This window comes from Saccharothrix sp. AJ9571 (genome assembly GCF_021725495.1).
GTDB classification, from domain to species: Bacteria; Actinomycetota; Actinomycetes; order Mycobacteriales; family Pseudonocardiaceae; genus Amycolatopsis; species Amycolatopsis magusensis.
Map to the genome: position 1 here is coordinate 9,517,433 of NZ_CP091382.1, position 25,158 is coordinate 9,542,590.

25 protein-coding genes are annotated in these 25,158 nt (G+C 70.8%); 11 read left to right on the top strand and 14 right to left on the bottom strand.

Features of this window, described 5'->3' with window-relative positions; genetic code table 11:
- Nucleotides 1-753 carry an FAD-dependent thymidylate synthase gene (gene thyX, locus L3Q67_RS43220; protein ID WP_209665313.1) on the bottom strand — a complete coding sequence of 251 codons (753 nt, stop codon included), beginning with the start codon at nucleotides 751-753 and terminating at the stop codon, nucleotides 1-3.
- A gap of 145 nt (nucleotides 754-898) precedes the next feature.
- Here thyX and L3Q67_RS43225 point away from each other — a divergent pair, with 145 nt between their 5' ends.
- The 4 genes from L3Q67_RS43225 (at nucleotide 899) to L3Q67_RS43240 (ending at nucleotide 5,935) form a co-directional block, all read left to right on the top strand.
- Nucleotides 899-1,429: a toxin-antitoxin system HicB family antitoxin gene (locus L3Q67_RS43225; protein ID WP_499187171.1), complete on the top strand. Its 531-nt coding sequence runs from the start codon at nucleotides 899-901 to the stop codon at nucleotides 1,427-1,429.
- Entirely contained in the window at nucleotides 1,429-2,334 is a 906-nt protein-coding gene (locus L3Q67_RS43230; RefSeq protein WP_499187172.1) for a DUF4097 family beta strand repeat-containing protein, read from the top strand. The genes L3Q67_RS43225 and L3Q67_RS43230 overlap by 1 nt, the downstream gene beginning before the upstream one ends.
- 42 nt (nucleotides 2,335-2,376) lie before the next feature.
- Entirely contained in the window at nucleotides 2,377-5,253 is a 2,877-nt protein-coding gene (locus tag L3Q67_RS43235) for an ATP-binding protein (protein WP_499187173.1), read from the top strand.
- 124 nt (nucleotides 5,254-5,377) lie between these two features.
- Nucleotides 5,378-5,935 carry an NADPH-dependent FMN reductase gene (locus L3Q67_RS43240; protein WP_499187174.1) on the top strand — a complete coding sequence of 186 codons (558 nt, stop codon included), beginning with the start codon at nucleotides 5,378-5,380 and terminating at the stop codon, nucleotides 5,933-5,935.
- Nucleotides 5,936-6,320: 385 nt separating this feature from the next.
- Here the strand turns inward: L3Q67_RS43240 and L3Q67_RS43245 are convergent, their stop codons facing one another.
- The gene (locus tag L3Q67_RS43245) at nucleotides 6,321-7,532 is read right to left on the bottom strand and encodes a winged helix-turn-helix domain-containing protein (protein WP_499187175.1); all 1,212 of its coding nucleotides are present in this window, start codon (nucleotides 7,530-7,532) and stop codon (nucleotides 6,321-6,323) included.
- 64 nt (nucleotides 7,533-7,596) lie between these two features.
- Between L3Q67_RS43245 and L3Q67_RS43250 the strand changes: the two genes are divergently transcribed.
- The gene (locus L3Q67_RS43250) at nucleotides 7,597-8,157 is read left to right on the top strand and encodes a GNAT family N-acetyltransferase (protein ID WP_499187176.1); all 561 of its coding nucleotides are present in this window, start codon (nucleotides 7,597-7,599) and stop codon (nucleotides 8,155-8,157) included.
- Here the strand turns inward: L3Q67_RS43250 and L3Q67_RS43255 are convergent.
- Nucleotides 8,123-8,608, bottom strand: a complete 486-nt coding sequence (locus tag L3Q67_RS43255; protein WP_499187177.1) for a GtrA family protein — start codon at nucleotides 8,606-8,608, stop codon at nucleotides 8,123-8,125. The two genes, L3Q67_RS43250 and L3Q67_RS43255, sit on opposite strands and share 35 nt — an antisense overlap.
- A gap of 136 nt (nucleotides 8,609-8,744) precedes the next feature.
- On the opposite strand from L3Q67_RS43255, the gene L3Q67_RS43260 reads away from it, so the two are divergent.
- Complete coding sequence (locus tag L3Q67_RS43260; RefSeq protein ID WP_499187178.1) at nucleotides 8,745-9,266, top strand: YqaA family protein; 522 nt, start codon at nucleotides 8,745-8,747, stop codon at nucleotides 9,264-9,266.
- On the opposite strand, the gene L3Q67_RS43265 is transcribed toward L3Q67_RS43260, so the two are convergent.
- The 11 genes from L3Q67_RS43265 to L3Q67_RS43315 form a co-directional block, all read right to left on the bottom strand.
- Nucleotides 9,255-9,716 carry a hypothetical protein gene (locus L3Q67_RS43265; RefSeq protein ID WP_499187179.1) on the bottom strand — a complete coding sequence of 154 codons (462 nt, stop codon included), beginning with the start codon at nucleotides 9,714-9,716 and terminating at the stop codon, nucleotides 9,255-9,257. The genes L3Q67_RS43260 and L3Q67_RS43265 overlap by 12 nt on opposite strands.
- Nucleotides 9,717-9,719: 3 nt before the next feature.
- Nucleotides 9,720-10,466: a 4-hydroxy-tetrahydrodipicolinate reductase gene (gene dapB / locus L3Q67_RS43270; RefSeq protein ID WP_499187180.1), complete on the bottom strand. Its 747-nt coding sequence runs from the start codon at nucleotides 10,464-10,466 to the stop codon at nucleotides 9,720-9,722.
- Nucleotides 10,463-11,836, bottom strand: a complete 1,374-nt coding sequence (locus tag L3Q67_RS43275; protein ID WP_499187181.1) for a M16 family metallopeptidase — start codon at nucleotides 11,834-11,836, stop codon at nucleotides 10,463-10,465. Before L3Q67_RS43275 ends, dapB begins: the two co-directional genes overlap by 4 nt.
- 137 nt (nucleotides 11,837-11,973) lie before the next feature.
- On the bottom strand, nucleotides 11,974-14,223 hold the full coding sequence (locus L3Q67_RS43280) for a polyribonucleotide nucleotidyltransferase (RefSeq protein WP_499187182.1): 2,250 nt from the start codon (nucleotides 14,221-14,223) through the stop codon (nucleotides 11,974-11,976).
- Between the two features lie 291 nt (nucleotides 14,224-14,514).
- On the bottom strand, nucleotides 14,515-14,784 hold the full coding sequence (gene rpsO / locus L3Q67_RS43285; RefSeq protein WP_499187183.1) for a 30S ribosomal protein S15: 270 nt from the start codon (nucleotides 14,782-14,784) through the stop codon (nucleotides 14,515-14,517).
- A 118-nt stretch (nucleotides 14,785-14,902) separates the two neighbouring features.
- A complete protein-coding gene (gene thpR / locus L3Q67_RS43290) occupies nucleotides 14,903-15,403 on the bottom strand; it encodes a 2'-5' RNA ligase family protein (protein ID WP_499187184.1) in 501 nt (166 codons plus the stop codon).
- 1 nt (nucleotide 15,404) lies between these two features.
- Complete coding sequence (locus L3Q67_RS43295) at nucleotides 15,405-15,884, bottom strand: helix-turn-helix domain-containing protein (protein WP_499187185.1); 480 nt, start codon at nucleotides 15,882-15,884, stop codon at nucleotides 15,405-15,407.
- 87 nt (nucleotides 15,885-15,971) lie between these two features.
- Nucleotides 15,972-16,946, bottom strand: a complete 975-nt coding sequence (locus L3Q67_RS43300) for a bifunctional riboflavin kinase/FMN adenylyltransferase (protein WP_499187186.1) — start codon at nucleotides 16,944-16,946, stop codon at nucleotides 15,972-15,974.
- A gap of 10 nt (nucleotides 16,947-16,956) precedes the next feature.
- Entirely contained in the window at nucleotides 16,957-17,799 is an 843-nt protein-coding gene (gene truB / locus L3Q67_RS43305; protein WP_499191787.1) for a tRNA pseudouridine synthase B, read from the bottom strand.
- A 93-nt stretch (nucleotides 17,800-17,892) separates the two neighbouring features.
- Complete coding sequence (locus tag L3Q67_RS43310; protein WP_499187187.1) at nucleotides 17,893-19,236, bottom strand: MFS transporter; 1,344 nt, start codon at nucleotides 19,234-19,236, stop codon at nucleotides 17,893-17,895.
- Nucleotides 19,237-19,363: 127 nt separating this feature from the next.
- Complete coding sequence (locus tag L3Q67_RS43315) at nucleotides 19,364-20,644, bottom strand: MATE family efflux transporter (RefSeq protein ID WP_499191788.1); 1,281 nt, start codon at nucleotides 20,642-20,644, stop codon at nucleotides 19,364-19,366.
- Nucleotides 20,645-20,825: 181 nt separating this feature from the next.
- Between L3Q67_RS43315 and L3Q67_RS43320 the strand changes: the two genes are divergently transcribed.
- From L3Q67_RS43320 to L3Q67_RS43340, 5 genes are all read left to right on the top strand, one after another.
- Nucleotides 20,826-21,038, top strand: coding sequence for a DUF397 domain-containing protein (locus tag L3Q67_RS43320; protein ID WP_499187188.1), 213 nt, complete (start codon nucleotides 20,826-20,828; stop codon nucleotides 21,036-21,038).
- A 266-nt stretch (nucleotides 21,039-21,304) separates the two neighbouring features.
- On the top strand, nucleotides 21,305-22,123 hold the full coding sequence (locus L3Q67_RS43325; RefSeq protein ID WP_282770056.1) for a helix-turn-helix domain-containing protein: 819 nt from the start codon (nucleotides 21,305-21,307) through the stop codon (nucleotides 22,121-22,123).
- A 237-nt stretch (nucleotides 22,124-22,360) separates the two neighbouring features.
- Entirely contained in the window at nucleotides 22,361-23,041 is a 681-nt protein-coding gene (locus L3Q67_RS43330; RefSeq protein ID WP_499187189.1) for a hypothetical protein, read from the top strand.
- 81 nt (nucleotides 23,042-23,122) lie between these two features.
- Nucleotides 23,123-23,704, top strand: coding sequence for a winged helix-turn-helix domain-containing protein (locus L3Q67_RS43335; RefSeq protein WP_499187190.1), 582 nt, complete (start codon nucleotides 23,123-23,125; stop codon nucleotides 23,702-23,704).
- A 97-nt stretch (nucleotides 23,705-23,801) separates the two neighbouring features.
- Nucleotides 23,802-25,157, top strand: a complete 1,356-nt coding sequence (locus L3Q67_RS43340) for an alpha/beta hydrolase family protein (RefSeq protein ID WP_499187191.1) — start codon at nucleotides 23,802-23,804, stop codon at nucleotides 25,155-25,157.
- Nucleotide 25,158: the final 1 nt, after the last annotated feature.

The following is a 25,158-nucleotide window of genomic DNA, read 5'->3' on the forward strand; positions in this document are numbered from 1 at the left end:
TCAGCCCTCGAGTACCTTCGGACTGGACGCGACCTCGGTGCCGTCGGGCAGCTTCGAGATGGTGAAGTCGGCGAACACGTTCCCCGCCGCCTTCTGCAGCTGCCGCAGGCACTCCACGGCCAGCGCGCGGATCTCCACGTCGGCGTGCTCGGTGGCGCGCATCGCGATGAAGTGCCGCCAGGCGCGGTAGTTCCCGGTCACCACGATGCGGGTCTCGGTGGCGTTCGGCAGCACCGCCCGCGCGGCCTGGCGCGCCTGCTTGCGGCGCAGGGTCGCGCTCGGCGCGTCGGCGAACTTGTCCTCCAGCCCGGCCAGCAGCTCGGTGTAGGCGTCCACACTGGCCTGCGCGGCGGCGAGGAACTTCTTGTGCAGCTCGGGGTCCTCGCGGATCACGTCCGGCTCCACGAAGGCCGCGTCGCGCTCGGGCACGTACCGCTGCGAGAGCTGCGAGTAGGAGAAGTGCCGGTGGCGGATCAGCTCGTGGGTGAGCGAGCGCGAGATGCCCGTCAGGTAGAAGCTGACCGACCCGTGCTCGAGCACCGACAGGTGGCCGACCTCGATGATGTGGTCGATGTACCCGGCGTTGGTGGCCGTCTTCGGGTTCGGCTTCTTCCACGACTGGTAGCAGGCCCGGCCGGCGAACTCGGCGAGCGCCTGCCCGCCGTCGGCGTCGGTGGACCACGGCACGTCGTCGGGCGGGAAGAACTCCGTCTTCGCGATCAACTGCACCTTCGGTGACACCGTCTCGGCCACTGCCTGCTCCCTCGATTTCGCGCTTCCCCGACCAACCCCGGCAGCCTAACCGCCACCCCCCGACCACTACGGGATGCCTCGGGGATGTCCCGGATGATGTCGCCGTTTCCTTGAAAGACACCACGAATGACGTCACAGTGGTGTCATGGACCTGACGAACTACATCTCCACCCTCCGCGAGGACCTCGCCACCGCGGCCTCGGCCGGGGACGAGCAGACGCGGCAGACCGCCGCGGTGCTCGCCGCCGCCATGGAACCGGCCATGCGGCTGGCGCTGATGAACGCGCTCGCCGACCTCGCCGCCGAGGTCACCGCCAACCAGCCCGACTACCTGGTCGACGTCCGGCTCGACGGCCGCGACGTGCGCGTGGTGGTCACCGGCACCGGTGACACCACCGGCGAGAAGAAGACCGAAAGCGAATCCGCCGAGAAGCCGCGCGAACCCAGGCAGGACCGGATGCCGTTCGACAGCGGCGAGATCAGCCGGATGACCCTGCGCCTGTTCGACCAGGTCAAGAACCAGGCCGAGCGGGCAGCGGCCTCGCAGGGCGTGTCGTTGAACACGTTCGTCTCCCAGGCGGTGCAGGGTGCGCTGCAGGGCAAGACCCCGTTCGACCGCGAAGAGCGGCGCGGGTCGAACAGCAGCACCCGCATGCACGGCTGGGTGCAGGGCTGATGACGAGCGGAGAACAGCCGGACGGCCTCGTCCGCACGGGCAACTTCCCCGCCTCCGGGCCGGTGGAACTCGACGTCAGCATCACCGTCGGCCGCGTCGAGATCCTGCTGGCCGAGACCGGCGAGACGACCGTCGAACTACGCCAGGAGCAGACTTCGCAGGCACCGTGGGCCGACGGGGTCAACGCGGTGCTGAGCTGGGTCAACGAGCGCTTCGGTGACCAGTTCGACACCGACGTCCTCGGGTCGCCCGCGGAGGCGATCCGCCAGTCGCGCATCGAACAGGTCGGCGAGCAGGTCATCGTGCGCGGGCCCAAGGCGCTGCCGCTGCGCAAGGTGCCGCTGCACGTGGTCGTGCACGCGCCGCGCGGGTCGCACGTCGGCATCCGCACGGGCGGCGGCGACGTGTCGGTCACCGGTGCCGCCGGGCGCGCCAACATCGTCACCGGCACCGGTGAGGTCTCGCTCGGCGAGACCAAGGCGTCGGCCAGCATCCGCACCGGCTCCGGTGACATCCAGCTCGGCCCGACCACCCACGGCCTCCAGGTGCGCTCGGGCAGCGGGGCCGTGCGCCTGGCCGCCACCGCCGGCTCGGCCACCGTGGTCACCGGCACCGGCGACATCTGGTTCGGCTCAGTGGCCGGGGACGTGCTGGCGCGCAGCGGCAGCGGCGACCTCACCGTGGCCGAGGCGAAGTCCGGCTCGCTGGAATTCAACACCGGCTCGGGTGAGATCCGGTTCGGCGTGGGCTCCGGCGTGACCGCGGAGATCGACGTGTCCACCGGTTCGGGGCGGGTGTCCAGCGAACTGCCGGTGCTCGACACGCCCCCGGACGAGGTCGCCGTGGTGCGGGCGCGGCTGCGCACCGGCTCCGGTGACGCGGTGGTGACCAGCGCCGGAGCCTGAAACCGGGCCCGATCACCCGATCCGGCGATAAACTCGGGGCAAATGAGCCTCCAAGTGAGCCCGGTGCTGGTCGGGCGCGACGGCGAAACGAGCAGGGTGGCCGAGGCCTTCGACCGGGTGGCCGGCGGGGGCCTGGCCACCCTGTTCGTCGGCGGGGAGGCCGGGGTCGGCAAGTCCCGCCTGGTGGCGGAGTTCGCCGGGCGGGCGGGCGCGAAGGCGACCGTGCTCACCGGCGGGTGCGTGGAACTGGGCGCGGAAGGCCTGCCGTTCGCGCCGTTCGTCGCCGCGTTGCGCGGACTGGTCGCCGCCGATCCGGCCGGGTTCGACCGGCTGCTGCCGGACAAGACCGATCTCGCGCCACTGCTGCCCGGCAGCGTCCGCGGGCCCGCCCCGCTGGGCGACGACGCGCGCCCGCGGCTGTTCGAAGGCGTGCTCGCGCTGCTCGGCAGGCTCGCCGACGAGCGGCCCGTGGTGCTGGTGATCGAGGACGCGCACTGGGCCGACCGGTCCAGCCGCGACCTGCTCGACTTCCTGGTGCGCAACCAGAGCGCGGTGCCCGGCTCGATGATCGTGGTGACCCACCGGTCCGAGGAGCTGAACCGGGCGCACCCGCTGCGGCCGCTGCTGGCCGAGCTGGCGCGGGTGCCGTGGGCCGAACGGCTGGACCTCGGCAGGCTCGGCAAGCACGACGTGGTGAACCTGGTGCGCCACATCCTCGGCCACGAACCGGATCCCGAACTGGTGCGCTCGGTCTACCAGCGCAGCGAAGGGAACCCGCTGTTCGTCGAGGCGCTGCTCGACTGCGACGGCAGCGGCGGGATCCCGGCGTCGCTGGAAGACCTGCTGCTGTCCCGGATCGACCGGCTGCCACCGGACGCCGCCTACGTGGTCGGGCTGATCGGGCTCAGCGAGGTGACCGTCTGCCACGCCCTGCTCTCCGCGGTGGCCGAGCTGGACGAGCGGGCGCTGTCGGCCGCCGTGCGGGCCGCGGTCGACGCCAACGTGCTGGTGGTCAAGGGCGAGGGCTACCGCTTCCGGCACGCGCTGATCGGCGCGGCGGCCCTGTCGAACCTGATGCCGGGCGAACGCCAAGCCCTGCACAAGCGCTACGCCGCGGCGATGACGGCCGATCCCACGCTGTCCGCCGGAGCGCCTTCGGTCACCGAACTCGCTCAGCACCTCTACCGCGCCGGTGATTTCCCGGGAGCCCTCTGCGCGGCCTGGCGGGCGGCGGGTGAAGCGCAACGGCTGCTCGCCTACGCCGAGCAGTTGCAGATGCTCGACCGGGTCCGTGAACTGTGGCCGCTGGTCGGCGACGCCTGCCAGGAACTGGGCGGGGTCGAGTACGCCACCGTGCTGGAGCAGGCGGTCGAGGCGGCGAGCCGGGCCGGGGACAACGTCCGCGGCGAGCGCCTCGCCACCTTGGCGCTGGCGGAGATCGACCGTGACGCGCAACGGGTGCGGGCGGCGGCGTTGCTCGACCAACGCGCACGCCTTCGCGCGCAACTGGGTCAGCCCGGCGCGCTGGAAGACCACCGCGAGGCGATCCGTTTGGTGCCCGCCGACCACCCCGCCCGCGGCCACCTGCTGAACTCCTATGCCGCACGCCTGATGGAGATCCCGCGTGCCGACGAAGCCCGTGACGCGGCGGACGCGGCACTGGAATCGGCGCGCCACAACGGAGAACGGTCCGCGGAGGCCTCCGCCCTGATCACGCTCGCGTTGCTCGACGCGCGGCTCGGCGACCTGGACGAGCAGCTGCCGCGGTTGCAGCGCGCCAGCGCGATCGCGCAAACCCTGGGCGAGCACCGGGTGCACCTGCGTGCCATCCACGAGGAATCCGCACTGCTGCGGGCTTTCGGCAGGCTGGACGCGGCCGAGGCGAAAGCCCGCGACGGCCTGGAGGTGGCGCGGAAAACGGGGCTGCAGCGGGCTTTCGGCGCGTTGCACAGCCTCGACCTGGCCGGTGCGCTGATCGACGACGGCCGGTGGGACGAGGCGATGGTCGCGCTGGAACAGGCGCTCGACCTCGGACCGGCACCCACGTTCCGCGAACACCTGCTGTGCCTCAAGGGTTATCTCGCGTTGCAGTGGGGTGACTTCGACCTGCCGGAGCGGCTGCTCGTCCGGGCGCACGAGCAGTTCGGCGACGACGTCCGCTTCACCCTGGACCCGTTCCTGGTGGCACGCCTGGAAACCGAGCTGCGCGTCTCGCAGGGCCGGTACGGCGAAGCGCGGTCCGTGCTCGAACGCGCGCTGGGGCACCCGAACCTGACGTCGGCGGGCCGGTTGCTCTGGCCGTTGCTGGTGCTCGGCAGCAGGCTCGCCGACCACGATCCGTCCTGGCGCGGCACCGAACTGCTCACGCGCCTGCGCCGGATCGCCGCGGAACTACCCGCCACCGGGCCGGTTCAGCTGGCGTTCTCCCGGCTGTTCACCGCCTACACCGACGGTGACCGCAAGGACTGGGAAGCCGCGGCCGACGCCTGGCGTGAGCTCGGGCAGCCGTTGCAGCTGGCCTACGCCTGCCTCGGCGCGGCGGCGTCCGCCATCACCGCCGACGGCGACCGTGAGGCCGCCACGGAACTGCTGCGCGAGGCCCACGGGCTGGCGGAGCGGTTGAGCGCGAAACCGTTGGGCGACCGGGTCACCGACCTGGCGCGGCGGGCCCGGATCCAGCTGGTGCCCGGCGCGCCGGAGGCCGCGGGCAACGGGCACCCCCGGCTCGGGCTGACCCCGCGTGAACTGGAGATCCTGCGCCTGGTGACCGCGGGCAAGGCGAACCGGGAGATCGCCGACGAGCTGTTCATCTCGGCGAAGACGGCGAGCGTGCACGTGTCGAACATCCTCGGCAAGCTCGGCGTCGCGAACCGCGTGGAGGCCGCGGCCACGGCGAACCAGCTCGGCCTGTTCGACTGACTTAGGGCGGGCCTGGGTGCTCGCCGGCGAAATAGGGCTCGTGCCCCATGCGGGCCGCCCCGCCTTACCGCGAGTCTCGATCGCAGCGGGCCGGCACAGCGGCCCGGATCGGGAGGACGACACCATGGGCGTCAGGATCTTGGGGATCGCGGGCAGTCTGCGCGAAGGATCGTTCAACGGCAGGCTGCTCACCGCCGCCAGCTACGAGCTGCCGCGCGGGATGGAGCTGCGCCGCTGGGGTGGTCTGGGGCTGGTGCCGCCGTTCGACGAGGACGCCGAAGACGGCCCGGAACCGGGCGGGGTCGCCGAACTGCGGCGGGCCATCGCGGAAGCGTCCGGGCTGCTCATCGCGACGCCGGAGTACAACGGCTCGATCCCCGGCCAGCTGAAGAACGCGCTGGACTGGGCTTCGCGGCCGTACGGCGAAGGCGTGCTGACCGGCAAGCCGGTGGCGGTGGTGGGCGCGAGCAACGGCGTGCACGGCGCGGCGTGGGCGCAGGAGGAACTGCGGAAGGTGCTGAAGATCGCCGGGGCCGAGGTGCTGGACGGCACGCTGCCGGTCGCCCGGGTGGCGCGACAACTCGACGAAGACGACCGGCTGCTCGACCACGACCTACGGCGGACCATGCGCGCCCACCTACACAACCTACGAGACCAAATCCGCCTACGCGCCTACGCCTAACCCCTCACCCACTCCCACGCAGCCTCCCCATCCGCCCACCCACCTGACCGCGAACCTCACCCGCCCAGCCGCCCGAACGTGGAACTCGCCCGCAGGAGTGCAAAACTCGCCCGCCCGAACGTGGAACTCGGCCGCACCAACGTGGGACTCGCCTGCCCGAGTGTCGAACTCGGCTGCACCAATGTGGAACTCGCCCGCCCGAATGTGAAGTTCAGCTGCACCAACGTGGGACTCGGCTGCGGGAGTGTGGGACTCGGCCGGAGGGGGCTGGATGCGAGTTCCACGTTCAGGAAGCTGAGTTCCACGTTCAGGCAGGCGAGTTCCACGTTCAGGCACGCGAGTTCTGCGCTCCGGCACTCGAATTCCACACTCAGGCAAGCCGGGGTCAGGGGAGGTGGGTGGTCAGGGCTGGGCCCAGGTTGCCTCGTGGGGTGGCGGTGGCGCCGGACAGGCCTAGCCATTCGGCCATCTGCAGGAGTTCGGCAGCCAATTCGGGCAGGACCCGCGCGTGGTCCACATCGGGCTCGGCGAAGGCGCTTTGCACCCGCAGCACCCCGGCCCCCCGGTCGGCCTTCAGGTCGACCCGGGCCACCAGTTCGCCGTCCAGCAGGAACGGGAAGACGTAGTAGCCGTACTCCCGCTTCGGCTCCGGGACGTAGATTTCGATGCGGTAGCGGAACCCGAACATCCGCTCTGTCCGGGCGCGTTCCCAGATCAGCGGGTCGAAGGGGCACAGCAGCGCACGCCCGGTGATGGACCTCGGGGTGCGCGTGCCGGCGTGCCGGTACGCCTGGGCCTTCCAGCTCCGGACCCGCACCGGCTCCAGTTCACCCGCCTCCACCAGTTCGGCCACCGCCTGCCGCGTGACGTCCGGGCCCAGGCGGTAGTAGTCACGCAGGTCTGTCTCGGTGGCGATGCCCAGCGCGGTGGCCGACTTCCCGATCAGCCGCCGCGCCGCCTCCTCCTTGTCGACCGTGGTGGCCAGGATCTCCGGCGGGATCACCCGCTCGGTCAGGTCGTACAGCCGCTCGAAACTGCGCCGCGTGCCCGTCGACAGCTGCCCCATGCCGAAAAGCCACTCGCAGATCTGCTTGACCTCCGACCGGTCCCACCACGCGCCCTGCCGCCGGATCTGCCCCCCGGCCAGCTCGCGTTCGATGGCCCCGGCACCGATCGGGCCGTGCTCCTTGACCACCGCCAGCACGTCCTCGGCCAGCGTCGGCGAGCGTTCGAGCAGTTTCTCGTACCCCCGCCACCAGCCCATCCGCTTCGCCCCGGACCGCAGCAGGGGCCAGTCCTCCACCGGCACCAGGCTCGCCTCGTGCGCCCAGCTCTCCACCAGCAACCGCGGCCGCCGCGTGGAGTGCGTCCACGCTGCGTCGTCGACCAGCGAAGGGTCGTAGCCGCCGAGCCGCGCGAACAACGGCGCGTAGTGCGCCCGGACCGCCACGTTCACCGAGTCCAGCTGGAGCAGCTGCACCCGCGACAACACCCGCTGCAGATGCCGCCGCGTGGGCTCCCCGCCCGGCCGCGGATCCGCGAACCCCTGTGCGGCCAGCGCCGTGCGCCTGGCCACCGAATCACTCACCGTCTGCATGATGGCGCCATGGTGCCAGGACCCACCGACAATTCCGCCGCGGCCGGGCCGATAGGTTGCCCCCATGAGCCAGGCCCAGGTCCGCGCGGCCACCGTCAGCGACGTCGCCGAGATAACCCGGATCCAGCGGGAGACCTGGCGGCTCGCGTACGCGGAATTCCTCGGTGACCAGGCGCTGGCCGCGCTGGACGCGCCGGAGACCGAACAGCACTGGACCGCGGCCGTCGAGCACCCCGGCACCACCGTGCTCGTCGCCACCGAAGGCGGGTTCACCGTCGGCTACTGCGTCGCCGGGCAGGCGCCGCACGACGAGGTCGAGTCCGCGGCCGGTGAGCTGCCCGAGGACGCCGACAGCGTCGGCCTGATCGCCACGCTCCTGGTCGAGCCGCGCTGGGGCCGTCGCGGGCACGGCGGCCGCCTGATCGGCTACGCGGCCCGCGCCCTGCGCGAAGCCGGTGCCGAACGCGGGATCGCCTGGGTCGCCCAGTCCGACGCCGCTTCGCTCGGCTTCTACAAGCGACTGGGCTGGCACCCCGATGGCACCGTCCGCACCCTGGACACCGGCGAGAAGACCATCCGCGAGCTGCGCCTCACCGGTCCGCTGGACCTCGAGCTGACCTCCTGAACACCACCCAGCGCATCACGCTGTACATGAACACGCCCTCGCAGGCGCCCGCGATCAGCCGCGACAGGTGGTACTGCACGCCCAGCTCCACCAGCCCGCTGCCCACGCCGAGGATGAAGGCGACGTAGTTGATCGCCACCGCGACCGCGTACAGCACCGCCTGCTTGCCCACCGGCGCGTGCGACTGGAAGTTGAACGCCCGGTTCAGCACGAAGCTCAGCCCGAACGCCACCACGTAGGCCAGCGTGATCGCCGCCGGAACCGGAAGGCCCAGCTGTCCGTGCAAGAGGGTGAGCAGGAGCAGGTCCACGCCGAAGGTGAAGCCGTTGATCACGCAGAAGCCGAGGAACGTCGGCGGGACGAGCCGCGACAGGCCGAAGGGCAGGCGTTCGGTGACCGCCGCGCACAGGTCGCTGAACCGGTCGGCGGCGGTTTTCTCGGCGACGGCCACGACGCCACCCTGCCAGCGGCAGGTGTCCGGAATACGACGATCAGGTGATCTTCGGGATACGTGGACCCTGGTGCCAGCCCCAGTGCGTCCACGGTGAGCACTGCTACGTTGGATCGGGGATCCCACTGGAGGTTTGATGATCGGCTGGCTCTGCGTGACGCTCGGCGTCGCGTTCGGCTCGGCCATCGTGCCGCTGATCAGCGTCGAGGTCTTCGTCATCGGCCTGGCCAGCAGCGAACCCGGCGTGCACTGGCTGGCCATCGGCGCGGCGGTGGCGATCGGCCAGATCGCCGGCAAACTGCTCTACTACCTGGCCGCCAAGGGCTCGATCAAGCTGCCGAAGTTCCTGCACGACCGGCTGCACCGCGAACGCCCGATGACCCCGCGCCGCGCCCGCTGGGAGCTGCGCACCAAACGCGTGCGCGCCTGGCTGGAGGCCCTCCGCGAACGCTGCCACCGCCACCCCGCGTGGATGACCGGCACCTACGGCGTCAGCGCGGTGGTCGGCCTGCCGCCGTTCATGGCCACCACCGTGCTGGCCGGGCTGGTGCGGATGCCGATGTCGTTGTTCCTCGGTGCCGGGCTGGCCGGCCGGTTCGCCCGGTTCAGCCTGCTGGCCGCCTCGCCCGCGATGTTCGCGGGCTGGCTACACCTCTGAATCCTTGCTGTCGGCGGCTTCCAGTTCGACCGCCTTGCGCATGGTCTCGCGCGCCCGCCGCCGGTCACCGGCCATGTCGTAGGCGTGCGCCAGCCGGTACCAGTGCCGCCAGTTCTCCGGATCGGCGTCCAGTTCGGCTCGCCGCTCGTCGAACCACGCGTCGGCGGCGTCGCGGTCCACCCGGCCGGACGGGCGGCGCGGCAGATCCGAGACGTCCGGCAGCCCGCCTTCGCGGTCGAGCCGCCGCGCGAGCTGCTGGACGCGCACCCCGGACCGCCAGGTGGTCACCACGATCCAAATGCCGAGCACCGGCAGCAGGAGCACCCCGATGCCGAAGAGCACCGGCACCGTCTCGCCGGTCCGGAACAACGCGATCGCGCGCCCGGCGAGCAGCACCACGTAGAGCACCAGCGCCGCGGTCAGCAGCAGCGCGAAGTTGCGGGCCTTCACCGGCTACAGCTCCAGCACGTTCTCCAGGCCGACGGTCAGCCCGGGCCGTTTGGTGATCGACCGCACACCGAGCAGCACGCCCGGCATGAACGAGGAGCGGTCCATCGAGTCGTGGCGGATGGTGAGGGTCTCCCCCTCGGCGCCGAACATGATCTCCTCGTGCGCGACCAGTCCGGGCAGGCGCACCGAGTGCACGCGCACGTCGCCGACCAGCGCGCCGCGCGCGCCGTCCAGCTCGGTGGTGGTGGCGTCGGGGCCCGGCTCCAGACCGGCGTCCGCGCGGGCCTTCGCGATCAGGCGCGCGGTGTGCCCCGCGGTGCCCGAGGGCGCGTCGGCCTTGCGGTTGTGGTGAAGCTCGATGACCTCGGCCGAGGCGTAGAACCGCGCGGCCTGCTCGGCGAACCGCATCGCCAGCACCGCGCCGAGGGCGAAGTTCGGCGCGATCAGCACGCCCAGTTCCGGCTTGGTCGACAGCCAGCCGGACAGCGTGGCCAGCCGCTCCTCGGTCATCCCGGTGGTGCCGACGATCGCGTGCACGCCGTGCTCCACGGCGAACTCCAGGTTGCCCATCACCGAGTCCGGGTGGGTGAAGTCGATCAGCACGTCGGCGCCGTTGTCCACCACATCGAGCAGCCGGTCACCGGCGTCGATCGCGGCGACCAGCTCGAGGTCGGCCGCGCCCTCGACGGCGCCGACCGCCTGCGCGCCCATGCGCCCGCGCGCGCCCAGTACCGCCACCCGGATGCTCATGATGCGATCACCTCGTGCAGATCGTCGGGAAGGTCGTCGGCGTGAGCGTACGGCCCGACCACCGCGGCCGCGGACACCCCCACCGCCCGGCCCGGCGCCCTGAGCAGGGCTTTCGCCAGCGCGGCGGTGTCTTCGGCGGTGACCGCGTCGATCCGGTCGATGGTTTCGGTCACACCGAGGTACTCGCTGTAGTTCAGCTCACCCTTGCCGATGCGTGACATGCGTGAGGCCGAGTCCTCCAGGCCGAGCACCATCGCGCCACGCAGCTGACCCTTGGCCCTGGTCACCTCGGCTTCGGTGAGCCCGTCGCGGGCGACGTCGGCGAGCACCTCGCGGATCACGCCGGCCACCTCGCCCAGCTTCTCCGGCTGGCACCCGGCGTAGACGGCCAGGTGCCCGGTATCGGCGTAGCTCGCCACCGACGAGTACACCTGGTACGCCAGCCCGCGGCGTTCCCGGATCTCCTGGAACAGCCGTGAACTCATGCCGCCGCCGAGCGCGGCGTTGAGCACGGACAGGGTGAAGCGGCGCTCGTCGTGCCGGGTGAGCGCGCGCAGGCCGAGCATCACGTGGGCCTGCTCGGTGTCGTCGGTGTGCAGCGCCAGTTTCGGGGCCGCGGACAGCCGCGCCCGCCCCCTGCGCGGCGGCACCGGGGTGTCCGAACCGGACAGACGGTCGCGCAAAGCCTTGCGCACCAGGCGGAGCACCTGGGTGTGGTCGACGTTGCCTGCCACCGCCAGCACCATCCGCGGGAGCGTGTAGCGGCGCTTGTAGAACCCGCGCAGCGCGCTGGGCGACATACCGGCGATCGATGCCTCGGTGCCCAGCACCGGCCGCCCGAGCGGGTGGTCACCGAGGATCGCGCCGACGAAGGTCTCGTGCAGCAGGTCCTCGGCGTCGTCGTCGCGCATGGCGATCTCTTCGAGCACCACGCTGCGTTCGGTGTCCACATCGGAATCCGTGCAGAGCGCCTCGAACACCACGTCGGTCACCAGGTCCACGGCCAGCGGCAGGTCCTCGTCGAGCACCTGCGCGTAGTAGCAGGTGTGCTCCTTGGCGGTGAACGCGTTGAACTCCCCGCCGACCGCGTCGATCTCCTCGGCGATCTGCTTGGCGTCGCGGTTCGCGGTGCCCTTGAACAGCAGGTGTTCCAGGTAGTGCGCGGCCCCGGCGACCGGCAGCGGCTCGTCCCGCGAGCCGACGCCGACCCACAGCCCGACCGTGGCCGAGCGGGAGGCGGGCACGTGCTCGGTGATCACCCGGAGCCCGCCGGCCAGCACCGTGCGCTTGACCACCGCACCGTCGGGTGTGGAGTCGAGCAGCCGGGTCGTCCCGGCCGCCTGGGCATACCCCGGAGTCTTGGACGCCATCGAAAGTTTCTTCCTCCGAATGCCATGAGTGGGGCACTACTTGCGCCCTCCCGTCGCCCACCGCCACCCTCAACGGAGCTGCGCGCTGGTCTCGAAAGGGGCAAGCAATGCCCCACTCATAGCGTTTGAACTACCTACTACTGGGTGGCGTCGGCCTTTTCGGCCGGGGCGTCGGTGGCGGCCGGTGCGGCAGCCTCCTCTTCCTGCACCAGCACCAGGCTGATCTTGCCGCGGTTGTCGATGTCCGCGATCTCCACGCGCAGCTTGTCGCCGACGTTGACCACGTCCTCGACCTTGGCGATGCGCTTGCCGTTGCCCAGCTTGGAGATGTGCACCAGGCCGTCCTTGCCCGGCAGCAGCGAGACGAAGGCGCCGAAGGCGGCGGTCTTCACCACGGTGCCGAGGAAGCGCTCCCCGACCTTGGGCAGCTGCGGGTTGGCGATGGCGTTGATCTTGTCGATCGCCGCCTCCGCCGACGGGCCGTCGGCCGCGCCCACGTAGATCGTGCCGTCGTCCTCGATGGAGATGTCGGCGCCGGTCTCCTCGGTGATCGAGTTGATCATCTTGCCCTTCGGCCCGATGACCTCGCCGATCTTGTCGACCGGGATCTTCACGCTGGTCACGCGCGGGGCGTACGGGCTCATCTCGTCGGGGCCGTCGATCGCCTCGGCGATCACCTCGAGGATGGTCAGCCGCGCGTCCTTGGCCTGGTTCAGCGCACCGGCCAGCACCTCGGACGGGATGCCGTCGAGCTTGGTGTCCAGCTGCAGCGCGGTGACGATCTCCTTGGTGCCCGCCACCTTGAAGTCCATGTCACCGAAGGCGTCCTCGGCACCGAGGATGTCGGTCAACGCGACGTAACGGGTCTCCCCGTCGACCTCGTCGGAGACCAGGCCCATGGCGATGCCCGCGACCGGCGCCTTCAGCGGCACACCGGCGTTGAGCAGGCCCATGGTCGAGGCGCAGACCGAGCCCATCGAGGTGGAGCCGTTGGAGCCCAGCGCCTCGGAGACCTGGCGGATCGCGTAGGGGAACTCGTCCCGCTTCGGCAGCACCGGCACCAGCGCGCGCTCGGCGAGCGCGCCGTGGCCGATCTCGCGCCGCTTCGGCGAACCGACGCGGCCGGTCTCGCCGGTGGAGAACGGCGGGAAGTTGTAGTGGTGCAGGTACCGCTTGTGGGTCTCCGGCGACAGCGAGTCGATCTGCTGCTCCATGCGGAGCATGTTCAGCGTGGTGACACCCAGGATCTGGGTCTCGCCGCGCTCGAACAGCGCCGAGCCGTGCGCCCGCGGGATCACCGAGACCTCGGCGCCCAGCGATCGGATGTCGGTCAGGCCGCGGCCGTCGATGCGGACCTTGTCGCGCAGGATGCGCTGACGGATCAGCTGCTTGGTCAGCGACCGGAACGCGGCGCCGATCTCCTTCTCGCGGCCCTCGAAGGCCTCGCCCTCGCCGATGCCGACCTTGGCCAGCACGGCGGCCTTGACCTCGTCGGTGGCGTTGTCGCGGTCCTGCTTGCCGGCGATGGCCAGCGCCTTGGTCAGGTCCTCGGTGGCCGCCGCGGCGACCGCCTCGTAGGCGTCGGTCTCGTAGGCCAGGAACACCGGGAAGTCGGCGATCGGCTTGGCGGCCACCTTGGCCAGCTCCTGCTGGGCCTCGCAGAGCACGCGGATGAACGGCTTCGCGGCCTCCAGGCCCTCGGCCACGACCTGCTCGTTCGGCGCCTTGGCACCGGCGGCGACCAGCTCGAGCGTGTTCTCGGTGGCCTCGGCCTCGACCATCATGATCGCCACGTCGTCACCAACGATGCGCCCGGCGACCACCATGTTGAAGGTGGCCGTCTCCAGCTGCTTCCAGGTCGGGAAGGCGACCCACTGGTCCTCGACCAGCGCGACGCGGACGCCGCCGATCGGGCCCGAGAACGGCAGGCCGGAGATCTGCGTCGACGCCGAAGCGGCGTTGATCGCCAGCACGTCGTACGGGTCCTCGGGGTTGAGGCTCTGCACGGTGATGACGATCTGGATCTCGTTGCGCAGGCCGTCGGTGAACGACGGGCGCAGCGGCCGGTCGATCAGGCGGCAGGTCAGGATGGCGTCGGTGGAGGGACGGCCCTCGCGGCGGAAGAAGGCGCCCGGGATGCGGCCCGCGGCGTACATCCGCTCCTCGACGTCCACGGTCAGCGGGAAGAAGTCGAAGTGCTCCTTCGGGTGCTTCGACGCCGTGGTCGCCGACAGCAGCATGGTTTCGTCGTCCAGGTACGCGACGACGGAACCGGCGGCCTGGCGGGCCAGGCGGCCGGTCTCGAAGCGGACCGTGCGGGTGCCGAAGCGGCCGTTGTCGATCACGGCTTCGGTCTCGTGCACGGCGGTGCCGCTCACGTCGGTCATGTAATTGTTCTCCTCGTTCGTCTCGGGCTGGGCGATCTCCCACCCTGGGACCCCATCCGGGGGACGCTCGAGGAACGAGGCCGGTCTTCGATCGAAGTCCCCGGGATCGATGCCCGGGAACCACTACCGAGGACCGGCGGACATGCCCTCGCGCGCGTCGCTTGCGCCCTGTGTGTTGTCTATCAGAAACACGCCGTCACCGGCCGGATACGGTCCGGTCCGGGCCAGTCGTGTCCCTCCTGTTGTGGCGAGGGGGAGCGACCGAGCCGGTCACTCCCCCTCGTCAGCTCGCTATCGGCGGAGGCCGAGTCGCTGGATCAGCGACCGGTACCGCTCGATGTCCACCTTCGCCACGTAGTTGAGCAACCGGCGGCGGCGCCCGACCAGCAGCAGCAGGCCGCGGCGGGAGTGGTGGTCGTGCTTGTGCAGCTTCAGGTGTTCGGTGAGGCCGACGATCCGCTTGGTCAGCAGGGCCACCTGGGCCTCGGGGGATCCGGTGTCCGAGTCGTGCACGCCGTACTCGGAAAGGATCGACTTCTTTTCTTCGGTGGACAGCGCCACGCTGTGTTCTCCTTGGATCAGTGCCGTGCGGCCCGGACGAACCATCACGCCGGGTGAGCCGGTCTCGGCCGCCACGGACTGCAGCCGGACCCAACTGTCAAGGCTACCAGCCGGGCCGTCAGCCGCCCGAACCGCCGTCCAGCGCGAAGCGCGCCACCTGGGAATACGCCCCGGCCGTGCTCTTCATCAGCACCACCTCGGCCGCCGTCCACGCGGGACTGGTGTACCCGGTCAGGTGATCCACGAGCGCCCGCGCTTCGGCGGACCGCTCGGCGGGGAACCGCGCGAGGGTCAGGTGCGGGCGGTACGGCCGCTCGTCGAGTTCGGCTCCCGCCGCCTTCGCCAGGCCGGCGAGGTCCTCGCTTTCCACGCCCAGCCACAGCACCTTCGGGAAGGTGTCCGCCCTGGACAGTCGCAGGTGGACCGGAGGCCGCCCGGTGAGCCGGTCGCGCAGCCATTCCACGCGCTCGCTGATCGAGTCCTCACCGAAGAAGCCGAGCGTGATGTGCCAATTGGACACCGGTGACCAGCGGAAACCGTCGATCCGCCTGCCGTGCAGCGCGACCTCCGCCGAGCGGAGCACCACCGGCGGCGGCACCAGCGCGGAGAAGAGCAGCAAGTCAGGCGCCCTTCGACGCCTTGCGCAGCAGGTCCGCGATGGCCGGGAAGTCCTCGTCGAGCCGGTCGGCGGCCTCGGCCAGTTCGGCGTCCTCGGCGACCTCCCGCAGCGCGAGCAGCACCGAACTGTCCTCGGGCACCGCGCCGACCGGGAAGCTGTCGCGGCCGACCGTCGGGCGCGAGTCGCGTACGTCCTCCAGCGCGGCCCGCATCGCGGCCGGGTTGCCCGCGGCCACGTCCGGGCTGAGGACCTTGCGCTCCAGCATGATCATCCTGGCCAGCACCACCGGATTGCCGATCTTCGCCCGGCGCCCGCTCATCACCTGGCTCAGCATCGGCGCGCTGATCCCGAGCACCTCGGCGAGGAACGCCTGCGAGATGTCGAAGGCCACCACCAGCCTGCGGACCCGATCGCCCAACGGCTCCCCGTACCACTCGCGCTGCAGCGCGATGTTGCGCTGGACGATCTTGTGATCCTCCACGTCAGCCCTTCTCCCCTGTCCAACCTCACCCGGTGGTGCGCACATCATCGCAGGCCCGGACGCCCCCACGGTCCGGAAAAGCCGAGATTACCCGGCGAGGACCTCTCTGGTGCGGACCACGTCCGCCTCCATCTGCCGGATGAGCGGCTCGAGCGATTCGTAGCGGATCTGGTCGCGGAGCTTGACCACGAAGTCCAGTGCCACGTCGTGCCCGTAGAAGTCCTCCTCCACGTCGAGCACGTATGCCTCGACCGTGCGCTCGCGCCCGGAGAACGTCGGGTTCGTGCCCACCGAGACCGCGGCGCGCAGGCGCTTGCCCGGGTCGGTCGAGCGAGTGAACCAGCAGCTGTAGACGCCGTCGGCCGGAATCGCCGCGAAGCGCGGGGTGGACAGGTTGGCCGTCGGGAAGCCGAGGTCCTTGCCGCGGCCCGCGCCCCGGACCACGATGCCCTCGACCCGGTGCGGGCGGCCCAGTGCCTCGGCTGCGGCCTGCACGTCACCCGCGTCGATGCACGAGCGGACGTAGGTGGAGGAGAAGGTGATCTCGCTCTCCGGCGTGCTCCCGGGGTCCTCGACCGGGCCGAGCGCCTGCCCCTGCAGCTCGGCGCCCTGGGCGGCGAAGCCGAAGCGGCGGCCGAGCGTGCGCAGCAGCGCGACGTCACCGGCGGCCTTGTTGCCGAAGGTGAAGTTCTCGCCCACGATCACCGCGGCCACGTGCAACTGGTCGACCAGCACCTCGTGCACGAACTCGTGCGCGGTCAGCCGCGAGAGCTCCGGGGTGAACGGCAGCACGCAGAACACGTCCACGCCGAGTTCCTCGACCAGCTCAGCCTTGCGCCGCAGCGTGGTCAGCTGGGCGGGGTGGCTGCCCGGCCGGATCACCTCCGACGGGTGCGGGTCGAAGGTGAGCACCACACTCGGGAGGTCGCGCGAACGCGCCGCCTCCACCGTTCTCCTGATCAGGGCCTGGTGTCCACGGTGTACTCCGTCGAACACCCCGATGGTGATGACACACCGGCCCCAGCTGCCAGGAAGATCCGCCAAACCACGCCAACGCTGCACGGCCCCAACCCTATGCGGGGAGCAGGACAACCACCGCGCGGGCCACGGATCCCTCGTCCGCGGCGAGTGCGAGCGCGTGCCCGTCCGGGTCGAACACCCCGTAGGTGCCGCCGAGCCCCGCGGCCGGGATGCGCTGGCCGTGCCGCAGCGCCCGCGCGGTGGCGCCGTCGACGTTGCGGCGCGGGAACGCGGTGGCGACCGCCTTGTCCAGGTCGAACGACAGCTCCGGGCGGTCCTCGAGCACTTCGAGCGAGCGCGCGGCGGCGAGGGTGAACGGGCCGACCGTGGTGCGGCGCAACGCGGCGAGGTGCCCGCCGACGCCGAGCGCGGCGCCCAGGTCCCTGGCCAGCGCGCGGACGTAGGTGCCGGAGGAGCATTCGACCACCACGTCGAGTTCGATGCGCCCCGGTGAGCGCCGGGTGGCCAGCAGGTCGAACCGGTAGACGGTCACCGGGCGGGCGGCCAGTTCGACCTCCTCCCCCGCGCGCACCCGCGCGTAGGCCCGCTTTCCGTCCACTTTGACCGCGCTGACCGCGCTGGGCCGCTGCTGGATTTCCCCGGTGAGCACGGCGATCCCGGCCGCGATGGCGTCGTCGGGAACGGCCTCTACGGCGGCGGGGTCGGCGGTGGTGAGCTCCTCGCCCTCCGCGTCGTCGGTGGTCGTCGACGCGCCGAGCGCGATGGTGGCCAGGTAGGTCTTGCGGTCGAGCGCGAGGTGCCCGAGCAGTTTGGTGGCGCGTTCGATGCCGAGCACCAGCACCCCGGTGGCCATCGGGTCCAGGGTGCCGGCGTGGCCGACCTTGCGGGTGCCCATGATCCGGCGGGCACGGGCGACCACGTCGTGCGACGTCATGCCCGCGGGCTTGTCGACGATCAGGAGACCTGGGGGCGGGGCTGGGCGGCGCGGCTGTTGCTGGCGAGACACGCGCGAAACCCTATTTGGGCGCTACGCGGCGGCTGCGGCGGGCTGCCTCTCCGGCGCGTCCCAGCGGCGACGCCGCACCTGCACCGGGACCTGCTCACCACGGGCCTGCGCGGCGAACAGTTCCGCCCGCGCCCGCCGCCACCAGACCAGCGTGCGGAAACTGCCCACCAGCAGCACCGCCACGATGGACAGCAGCGCGATCCGGAAGTTGCCGCCGGTCAGTTCGAGCAGCACGCCGACGCTGAGCGCGGCGATCGTGGTGGCGACGAACCCGCCGACGTTGACCACCCCGGTCGCGGTGCCGACACGGCTGAGCGGGTTGTAGTCACGGGCCAGCGCGAACCCGATCATCGAGGCGGGCCCGCCGAGGGCGAAGAAGGCGAACGCCGGCGCCAGCACAGGTGCCGGGATCGAGCCCGGCCACGCCAGCAGCACCGCCCAGATGAGCACCGCCCCGGCGAGGAAGCCGACCACCAGCGGCATCCGGACCGCCGGGCGCCGCCCGATCAGGTTGCCCACCACCGGGCCGCCGATCATCGAGGTGAACACGAACACCGTCAGCATGGCGCTCGCGCCGGCCTGGCTCATGCCCTGGTCGACCAGGAACGGCACACCCCACAGCATCGACAGCACGTTGGCGCCGAACATGGTGGCGAAGTGCACCCAGAAACCGAGCCGGGTGCCGGGGGTGCGCCAGGCTTCGAGCACGCGCCCGGCGAGCACGCGGCGGCCGGGCGGCGCGACGGTGACCGGCGGGGTGCCCGCCGCGTTGTCCGGGTTGACTGGGTTGTCTTTGATCCGCCAGATGGCGACGACCGCGTACACCACGGTGACCAGCCCGGCGCCGAGGAAGGTGGGCGTCCAGCCGGGACCGGCGAGCAGGAAGGTCAGCGGCACGGTGGCCGCCAGGTTGCCGACGTAGCCGATGGCCGTGGTGAACGAGGTGACCACGGAGTACTGCCTGCCGGGGAAGTGCGCGGCGATCAGCCGGAGGACGCTGACGAAGGTGAGCGCGTCACCGAAGCCGAGCACGGCGCGGGCGAGCAGGCCCAGCGGGTAGGAGGTGGCCACGGCGAGCAGGACTTGGCCGAGGCCGAGGAACAGCAGGGCGAAGCTCAGCACCTTGCGCGGGCCGAAGCGGTCGACCAGCACGCCGGTGGGGATCTGCATGGCGGCGTAGACACCGACCTGGAGCACGGTGAACGTGCCGAGCGCGGCCGCGCCGACGCCGAAGCGCTCGGCGGCCTCCAGCCCGGCGACGCCGAACGAGGTGCGGTGGAACACGGCGAGCAGGTAGACCGCGGCGGCGGTCAGCCAGATGAACCACGACCGGCGGGTGGCACGTCCGGTGGTGGGGGCAGGCAAGGGGTCCTCCTGAGGCGGTGGGCGAACACGGGCACGAGGACGCCGCCGCTGCCGCCCCGTTCGTTGTATCGCCTAAGCAACGCCGAAACATACCCGTTACCGCGGTGGCCTTCGCCACACGCGGTTTTCACCCCGCGCGCACGGCCCCGACCACGGCCCAGTTGCCCGATCGCCAGCGCACCAGCACGGTGACGAGCCGGAACACCATGAACAACGAGAGCCCGGTCCAGATTCCGGCCAGTCCCCAGCCGAACGCCAGCGACAGCCAGATCAGCGGCAGGAACCCGGCCGCCGCGCTGAGCAGGGTGGCCGTGCGCAGGAACGCGGCGTCACCGGCACCGAGCAGCACCCCGTCGAGCGCGAACACCACCCCCGCGATCGGTTGCAGCGCCACGAAGAACCACCACGCGTTCGGGATCTCCGCGAGCACCCCGGCGTCCGAAGTGAACACCCTGGGCAGCACCTGCGACACCGCGGCGAACACCACGCACAACGCGCACCCGAAGACCAGGCCGTACCGGGTGATCTGCGCGGCGATCCCCCGCGCCTGCCGCTGTTGTCCCGCACCCAGCGCCGCGCCGACCAGGGACTGCGCCGCGATCGCCACCGAATCCAGTACCAGCGCCAGGAAAGTCCACAGTTGCAGGACCACCTGGTGCGCGCCGACCGCTTCGGTCGAGGTGCGCGCGGCGACCGCGGCCGCGGAGACGAAGCACACCTGGAACGCGAAACTGCGCAGCACCAGGTCCCGGCCCAGCACGAGTTGCGCCCGCATCACGCCGAACTCCGGCCTCAGCGGAACGCGCTCCTTGATCAGCGCGCGGATGAACAACGCCGCCGAGATGACCTGCGCCACCACGTTCGCCACGGCCGAGCCTTCGAGCCCCCACCCCGCGCCGTAGACCAGCACCGGGCACAGCACCGCGGAGATCCCGTTGCCCCCGAGCACGTACCAGAGGGGTCGCTTGACCTCCTGCACGCCGCGCATCCAGCCGTTGCCCGCCATCGTGATCAGGATCAGCGGCGCCCCGAACAACGCGATCCGCAGCCACGCCACCGCCTCGCCGGCGATCTCGGCGTCCCCGGCCAGCCCGCGCGCGACCGGCGCGGCGAGCAGTTGACCGGCCAGCACCAGCAGCAGCCCGACCCCGATGGCCACCCAGGTGGCCTGCACACCCTCGCGCACCGCCTCTTCGCGGCGGCCCGCGCCGTGCAGCCGGGCGGTGCGCGAGGTGGTCCCGTAGGACAGGAAGGTCAGCTGGGTGGACACCTGCGACAGCAGCACGCCACCGAGCGCGAGCCCGGCCAGCGGCAGCGCGCCGAGGTGGCCCACGACGGCGGTGTCGACCAGGACGTAGAGCGGTTCGGCGGCCAGCACGCCGAGTGCGGGGAGGGCCAATCCGAGCATCCGTTTGGCGGACACCCGGGCGGGGACGGAATCAGGCACTTGCTGAGCCTAACTATCCGTACCGGCAATCCCCCGTTCGCTCGCCCGGACCTAGCTCTGTCGGCGGTAGTAAACGCTCAGTTACCACCCATAAGCTCAAATGTGGCCGGGACCCGTCATGCGCAACCCCAGGGGAGGACACGTGGGCAACCCACGCGTGGTCGAAGTCGATTCGTCCGGCCTTCGCTGGATCAAGAGCTCCAGAAGCGACGAAAATGACCCCAACTGCGTGGAGCTCGCTTTCGACGGCCATGAAGTGCAGGTCCGCGACTCCAAGGACCGCCACGGTTCCCGGCTCCGCTTCTCGGCGGCGGGCTGGGCCGCCTTCCTCGCCGCCGTCCGCACCGGCGCCTGAATTCCCCAACGTCACCGAATGAGGTGACCATCGCGTCGCCCCGCGCTCGCGCGCGCTCTCCTAAGGTGGACTAGGCCACAAGAGCCATGCCAGCTGGCTAGCGGGAATTTGCCCAAGCGACACCCAACTTTCTGCGCTGAGCGCTTCGCTGGTAAGCATTGTGGCTGATACCATCTGCCATATAGCAGGTGGCCACCAACCACCAGGAGGACGGATAGATGACGAGGGCGGATTCCCCCGTAGGCCAGCTCAGAAGGCTGCGAGCTGTGCTGCGGCAGGAACGCGACAGCAAGGGGTACACCCAGCGCGACGTCGCGGAAGCTCTCGACTGGTCCCCGTCGAAGCTCATCCGGATCGAAAAGGGCACGGTCGGCATCTCGGTGACCGACCTGAAGGCCCTGCTGCTGCACTACGACATCACCGAACGCGAGCGGGTGGACCAGCTCGTCGACATGGTGAAGGCGGGTAAGAAGCCCGCTTGGTGGCACCAGTACCGCGACGTCTACCCCCAGCAGTTCATCAACTTCATCGGCCTGGAGTCCTCGGCCATCCGGATCAGGCAGTTCCAGGGCCTGATCGTGCCGGGCACGCTGCAGACGCCGGAGTACGCGGCCTCCATCATGCGGGCCTACGGCACCGTGGAAGCGAACGTCGAACGCGGCGTCGAGGTCCGGATGCGACGCCGGGAGGAGCTGATCCGCTCCGGCGGCCCCGAACTGTCCTTCATCATCGACGAGTCGGCGCTGCTGCGGCAGGTCGGCGACAGCGAAGTGATGGTGGGCCAGGTGCGGCAGCTGATGGAGCTGTCGGCGTACAAGCAGATGCACATCCAGGTGATGCCCTTCAGCGCCGGGCCCAGTTCCGCGATGGTCGGCTCGTTCATCGTGCTCGAACTGTCCGAGGAGCAGGACGACTACGCGATGATGCTGGAAACGCCGGACGGGGCCGTGCTCGTCGACGAGCCGAACGAGCAGACCGCGCGGTACTCGAAGTTCTTCACCGAACTACGTGACAAGGCGCTCTCCGAGGACGACACGCAGGTGTTCCTCGACGAGCTGCTCGGACGACTGGGAGAAGACGGATGAGCTGAGAAGAGGGGGCGGCTCCTGCTGGCACAGGGGCCGCCCCGGCGGAGAAGGACCACCACCCACGGCCAGCAGGCAGGAGTCGCACCGCGGTCTCTCACGGTACCGCCGTCGCCGTGCTCCCGGCCAGTCAAGTAATTCCGGTGTCGTAAGGGGATGGGCGTCGGGGGCGTCCGGAAGGAGACCGATCTTCATGCTGGGAATCGGCGAAAGCGCACCTTCACCAGGCAGGACGCGGTGAACACCCTGAACCCGGGGCCGCCGGTGACCCGGGTCATCTTCGCTGTCGACATCGAGGGGTCGACCAAGCAGAACAACACGAAGAAGGCCGGCCTGCGGGCGGCCATGTACGACATGGTCGAGCAGAGCCTGCGGCAGGCGGGCATCGCCGAGGACCACCACGAGCCCTGGATCGACCGGGGCGACAGCGTGCTGGTGCTGGTCCGCCCGGTGGACGAGGTCCCGCGCACGGTCTTCCTCTCCGGGGTGGTGCCGGTGCTCGAGGACCTGCTGCAGGCCCACGCCGCCGACCACGCCGACCAGCTCCTGCGGATGCGGGCCGTGCTGCACGCGGGCGAGGTGCACTTCGACCGCAACGGCTGCTTCGGCGAAGCGCTGGACATCGCCTTCCGCCTGCTCGACGCCCCGGTGCTGAAGGAACTGTTCCGCGGCACGGCGAACCCGCTGCTCCTGGCCGTGTCCGACGCCATCTACCAGGGCGTGGTCCGGCAGGGGTACGACGGCATCGACGCCGAATCCTTCACCTCGGCGCTCGAAGTCGAGGTCGGCGGCCAGCTGCACCGCGGCTGGGTGCGGGCCAAGGAACAGGGCGGCAGCGGGGACGGCACGGTGATCGACGTCAACCGCCGCCGCCTGTCCAGGGTGGGCGCGCTGGCCCGGCGGATGCAGTCGGCCTGATCCCAGGGTCGTCCCTGAGTTGTCCCGGAGATCGGACTGGATCGAGTGCACAGGAAACTGTGCACAGTTACCTTTGCACTCATGTCCAGTCCGCCCGAACCGGAGCAGGTCGACGACCCGGCCAAGCTCAAGGCCCTGACCCACCCGCGACGGCTGCGGATACTGAACGAACTCCGCCACGGCCCGGCCACCGCCACCCGGCTCGCCAGGGCGCTGGGCGAGAACAGCGGCGCCACCAGCTACCACCTGCGGCAACTGGCCGAACACGGTTACGTCGAGGAGATCGAGGGGCCCGCGCGCGGGCGGGAACGCTGGTGGCGGATCCGCCCGCACGACCTGCGCTTCCCGCCGCGCAGCGAGCAGAGCCCCGCCCTGCGGGCCCAGGTCGACGAATTCGGCCGCCAGAAGTTCCAGGCGGACCTCGACCTGTTCGCGCGGTTCCAGCAGCAGCGCGAATCGATGGGTGACTGGGGCGACGTGCTGCCGTTCAGCCGCGGCACCCTCCACCTCACGCGCGACGAAGCCGGGCGCTTCTTCGAGGACTACCTCGCCCTCCTGCGCCGGTACTGGCGCTCCGCCGAGGAAATCCCGCCGGAAGCCAGGGCACTGGCGGTGCGCTTCGTCGCCTTCCCGATCCCGGAAACGGAGGAACCCGTGGAGTAGTCACCAGAATCCCCTGCCTCGGGCGGCCACCCGCGGCAACGGGATCTCCTTTCACCGAAATCGATGTGCACGAACCTCAGGGAAGGACCGCGGCCTCATGCTGCGCACCAGACGAACGGCGATCCTGCTCGCCGTATTCGGCTTCTTGTTCTCACTCGTCTCCATTCCCGCCCAAGCGGCCCCGGCCGCCCAGAACGAGGAAATCTCGTTTCCCAGCGGCGGCAAAACCCTCCACGGCTCCCTGGTCGGCCCGCCACCCGATGGCATCCGGCGCCCGGCGGTCGTCCTCGTCCACGGTTCCGGCCGGGTGACCAGGGAGAAGGTCCGCAAGGAGGCGGAGGCTTTCGCCGCGCAGGGCCTGGTCGCGCTGATCTACGACAAGGACCTGACCACGTACTCCACGGTCAGCCGGGACTTCTCCGCCCTGGCCGACGACGCGGCGGCGGCGCTGACCTACCTGCGCACCCGCCCGGAAGCCGACCCCGCCCGGACCGGGTTGTGGGGGCTCAGTGAAGGCGGGTGGGTGGCGCCACTGGCGGCCACGCGCAGCGACGCCGCCTTCCTGGTGGTGGTCGGCGCGAACGGGGTCACTCCGGTGCGCGCCCAGTCGTGGAGCTACCGCCAGTGGTTGCGCCACCAGGGCGTGACGTCCGGCCCGGTGTTGCGCATGGTCTCGGTCAGCGGGACCCGGATCGCGAGTGAAGCGGGCATGTTCCCCGAGGCCGACTACGATCCGGTGCCCTCGCTGGAGAAGTTGCGCATGCCGGTGCTCGGCATCTGGGGTGGCAAGGACAAACAGAGCCCGCCGGGGGAAGCGGCCGTGATCTACGCCCGCGCGCTGGCCGCGAACCCCAGCTACACCATGCGCGTCTTCCCCGAAGCACACCATTCGCTGATCCGGACCACGAGTGGGTTCGACCGGCTCGACGCCCTCGAACCCGGTTACCCCGAGCTGGTCGGGTCCTGGGTGCACGGCCTGGCCGCGGGCGCACCGCCGTCCACTTCGGACACGGCGCCCGCGCAGGACGGCCCGGCCTCGGCGCTGACCCCGCTCGCCTGGTGGGAATCGCTGTGGGTGCAGGGGATCGCGTTGCTCGCGCTGGTCGTGTTGTTCGCGGCGTACCCGCTGACCGCCCTCGTGCGACGCCGTCGTGAAGGGCTGGTCTCCGCTCGCTGGGCTTCGGCGACCGGACTGCTGACGGTCACCGGTCTCCTCGGCTTCCTGGCGCTGGTCGTGATGAGCAACGGGCAGGACGTCGGCCCGGTGGTGCTGGGCAGGCCGCTGGTCTGGCTGCTCACCCAGCTGCTGGCGGTCGGCGCGCTGGTTTCGGCGGTGTTCACCGCGGTGGCCTGGCGCCGGTCGGAAGCGGGCCGGGTCCGGCTCGGCATGCTGCTCGGCGGCGCGGTCCTGCTGGTCCCGTGGGGTCTCTACTGGGGCCTGCTGCTGCCGTGAA

What these genes read in the sequence shown, in the direction of transcription:
- L3Q67_RS43275 (WP_499187181.1), bottom strand. Translation starts at nt 11,836, where the DNA reads ATGGCGTCCAAGACTCCGGGGTATGCCCAGGCGGCCGGGACGACCCGG.
- L3Q67_RS43340 (WP_499187191.1), top strand. Translation starts at nt 23,802, where the DNA reads ATGCTGCGCACCAGACGAACGGCGATCCTGCTCGCCGTATTCGGCTTC.
- L3Q67_RS43235 (WP_499187173.1), top strand. Translation starts at nt 2,377, where the DNA reads ATGAGCCTCCAAGTGAGCCCGGTGCTGGTCGGGCGCGACGGCGAAACG.
- dapB (WP_499187180.1), bottom strand. Translation starts at nt 10,466, where the DNA reads ATGAGCATCCGGGTGGCGGTACTGGGCGCGCGCGGGCGCATGGGCGCG.
- L3Q67_RS43335 (WP_499187190.1), top strand. Translation starts at nt 23,123, where the DNA reads ATGTCCAGTCCGCCCGAACCGGAGCAGGTCGACGACCCGGCCAAGCTC.
- L3Q67_RS43240 (WP_499187174.1), top strand. Translation starts at nt 5,378, where the DNA reads ATGGGCGTCAGGATCTTGGGGATCGCGGGCAGTCTGCGCGAAGGATCG.
- L3Q67_RS43315 (WP_499191788.1), bottom strand. Translation starts at nt 20,644, where the DNA reads ATGCTCGGATTGGCCCTCCCCGCACTCGGCGTGCTGGCCGCCGAACCG.
- L3Q67_RS43245 (WP_499187175.1), bottom strand. Translation starts at nt 7,532, where the DNA reads ATGCAGACGGTGAGTGATTCGGTGGCCAGGCGCACGGCGCTGGCCGCA.
- L3Q67_RS43260 (WP_499187178.1), top strand. Translation starts at nt 8,745, where the DNA reads ATGATCGGCTGGCTCTGCGTGACGCTCGGCGTCGCGTTCGGCTCGGCC.
- L3Q67_RS43280 (WP_499187182.1), bottom strand. Translation starts at nt 14,223, where the DNA reads ATGACCGACGTGAGCGGCACCGCCGTGCACGAGACCGAAGCCGTGATC.
- L3Q67_RS43230 (WP_499187172.1), top strand. Translation starts at nt 1,429, where the DNA reads ATGACGAGCGGAGAACAGCCGGACGGCCTCGTCCGCACGGGCAACTTC.
- truB (WP_499191787.1), bottom strand. Translation starts at nt 17,799, where the DNA reads ATGACGTCGCACGACGTGGTCGCCCGTGCCCGCCGGATCATGGGCACC.
- L3Q67_RS43225 (WP_499187171.1), top strand. Translation starts at nt 899, where the DNA reads ATGGACCTGACGAACTACATCTCCACCCTCCGCGAGGACCTCGCCACC.
- L3Q67_RS43250 (WP_499187176.1), top strand. Translation starts at nt 7,597, where the DNA reads ATGAGCCAGGCCCAGGTCCGCGCGGCCACCGTCAGCGACGTCGCCGAG.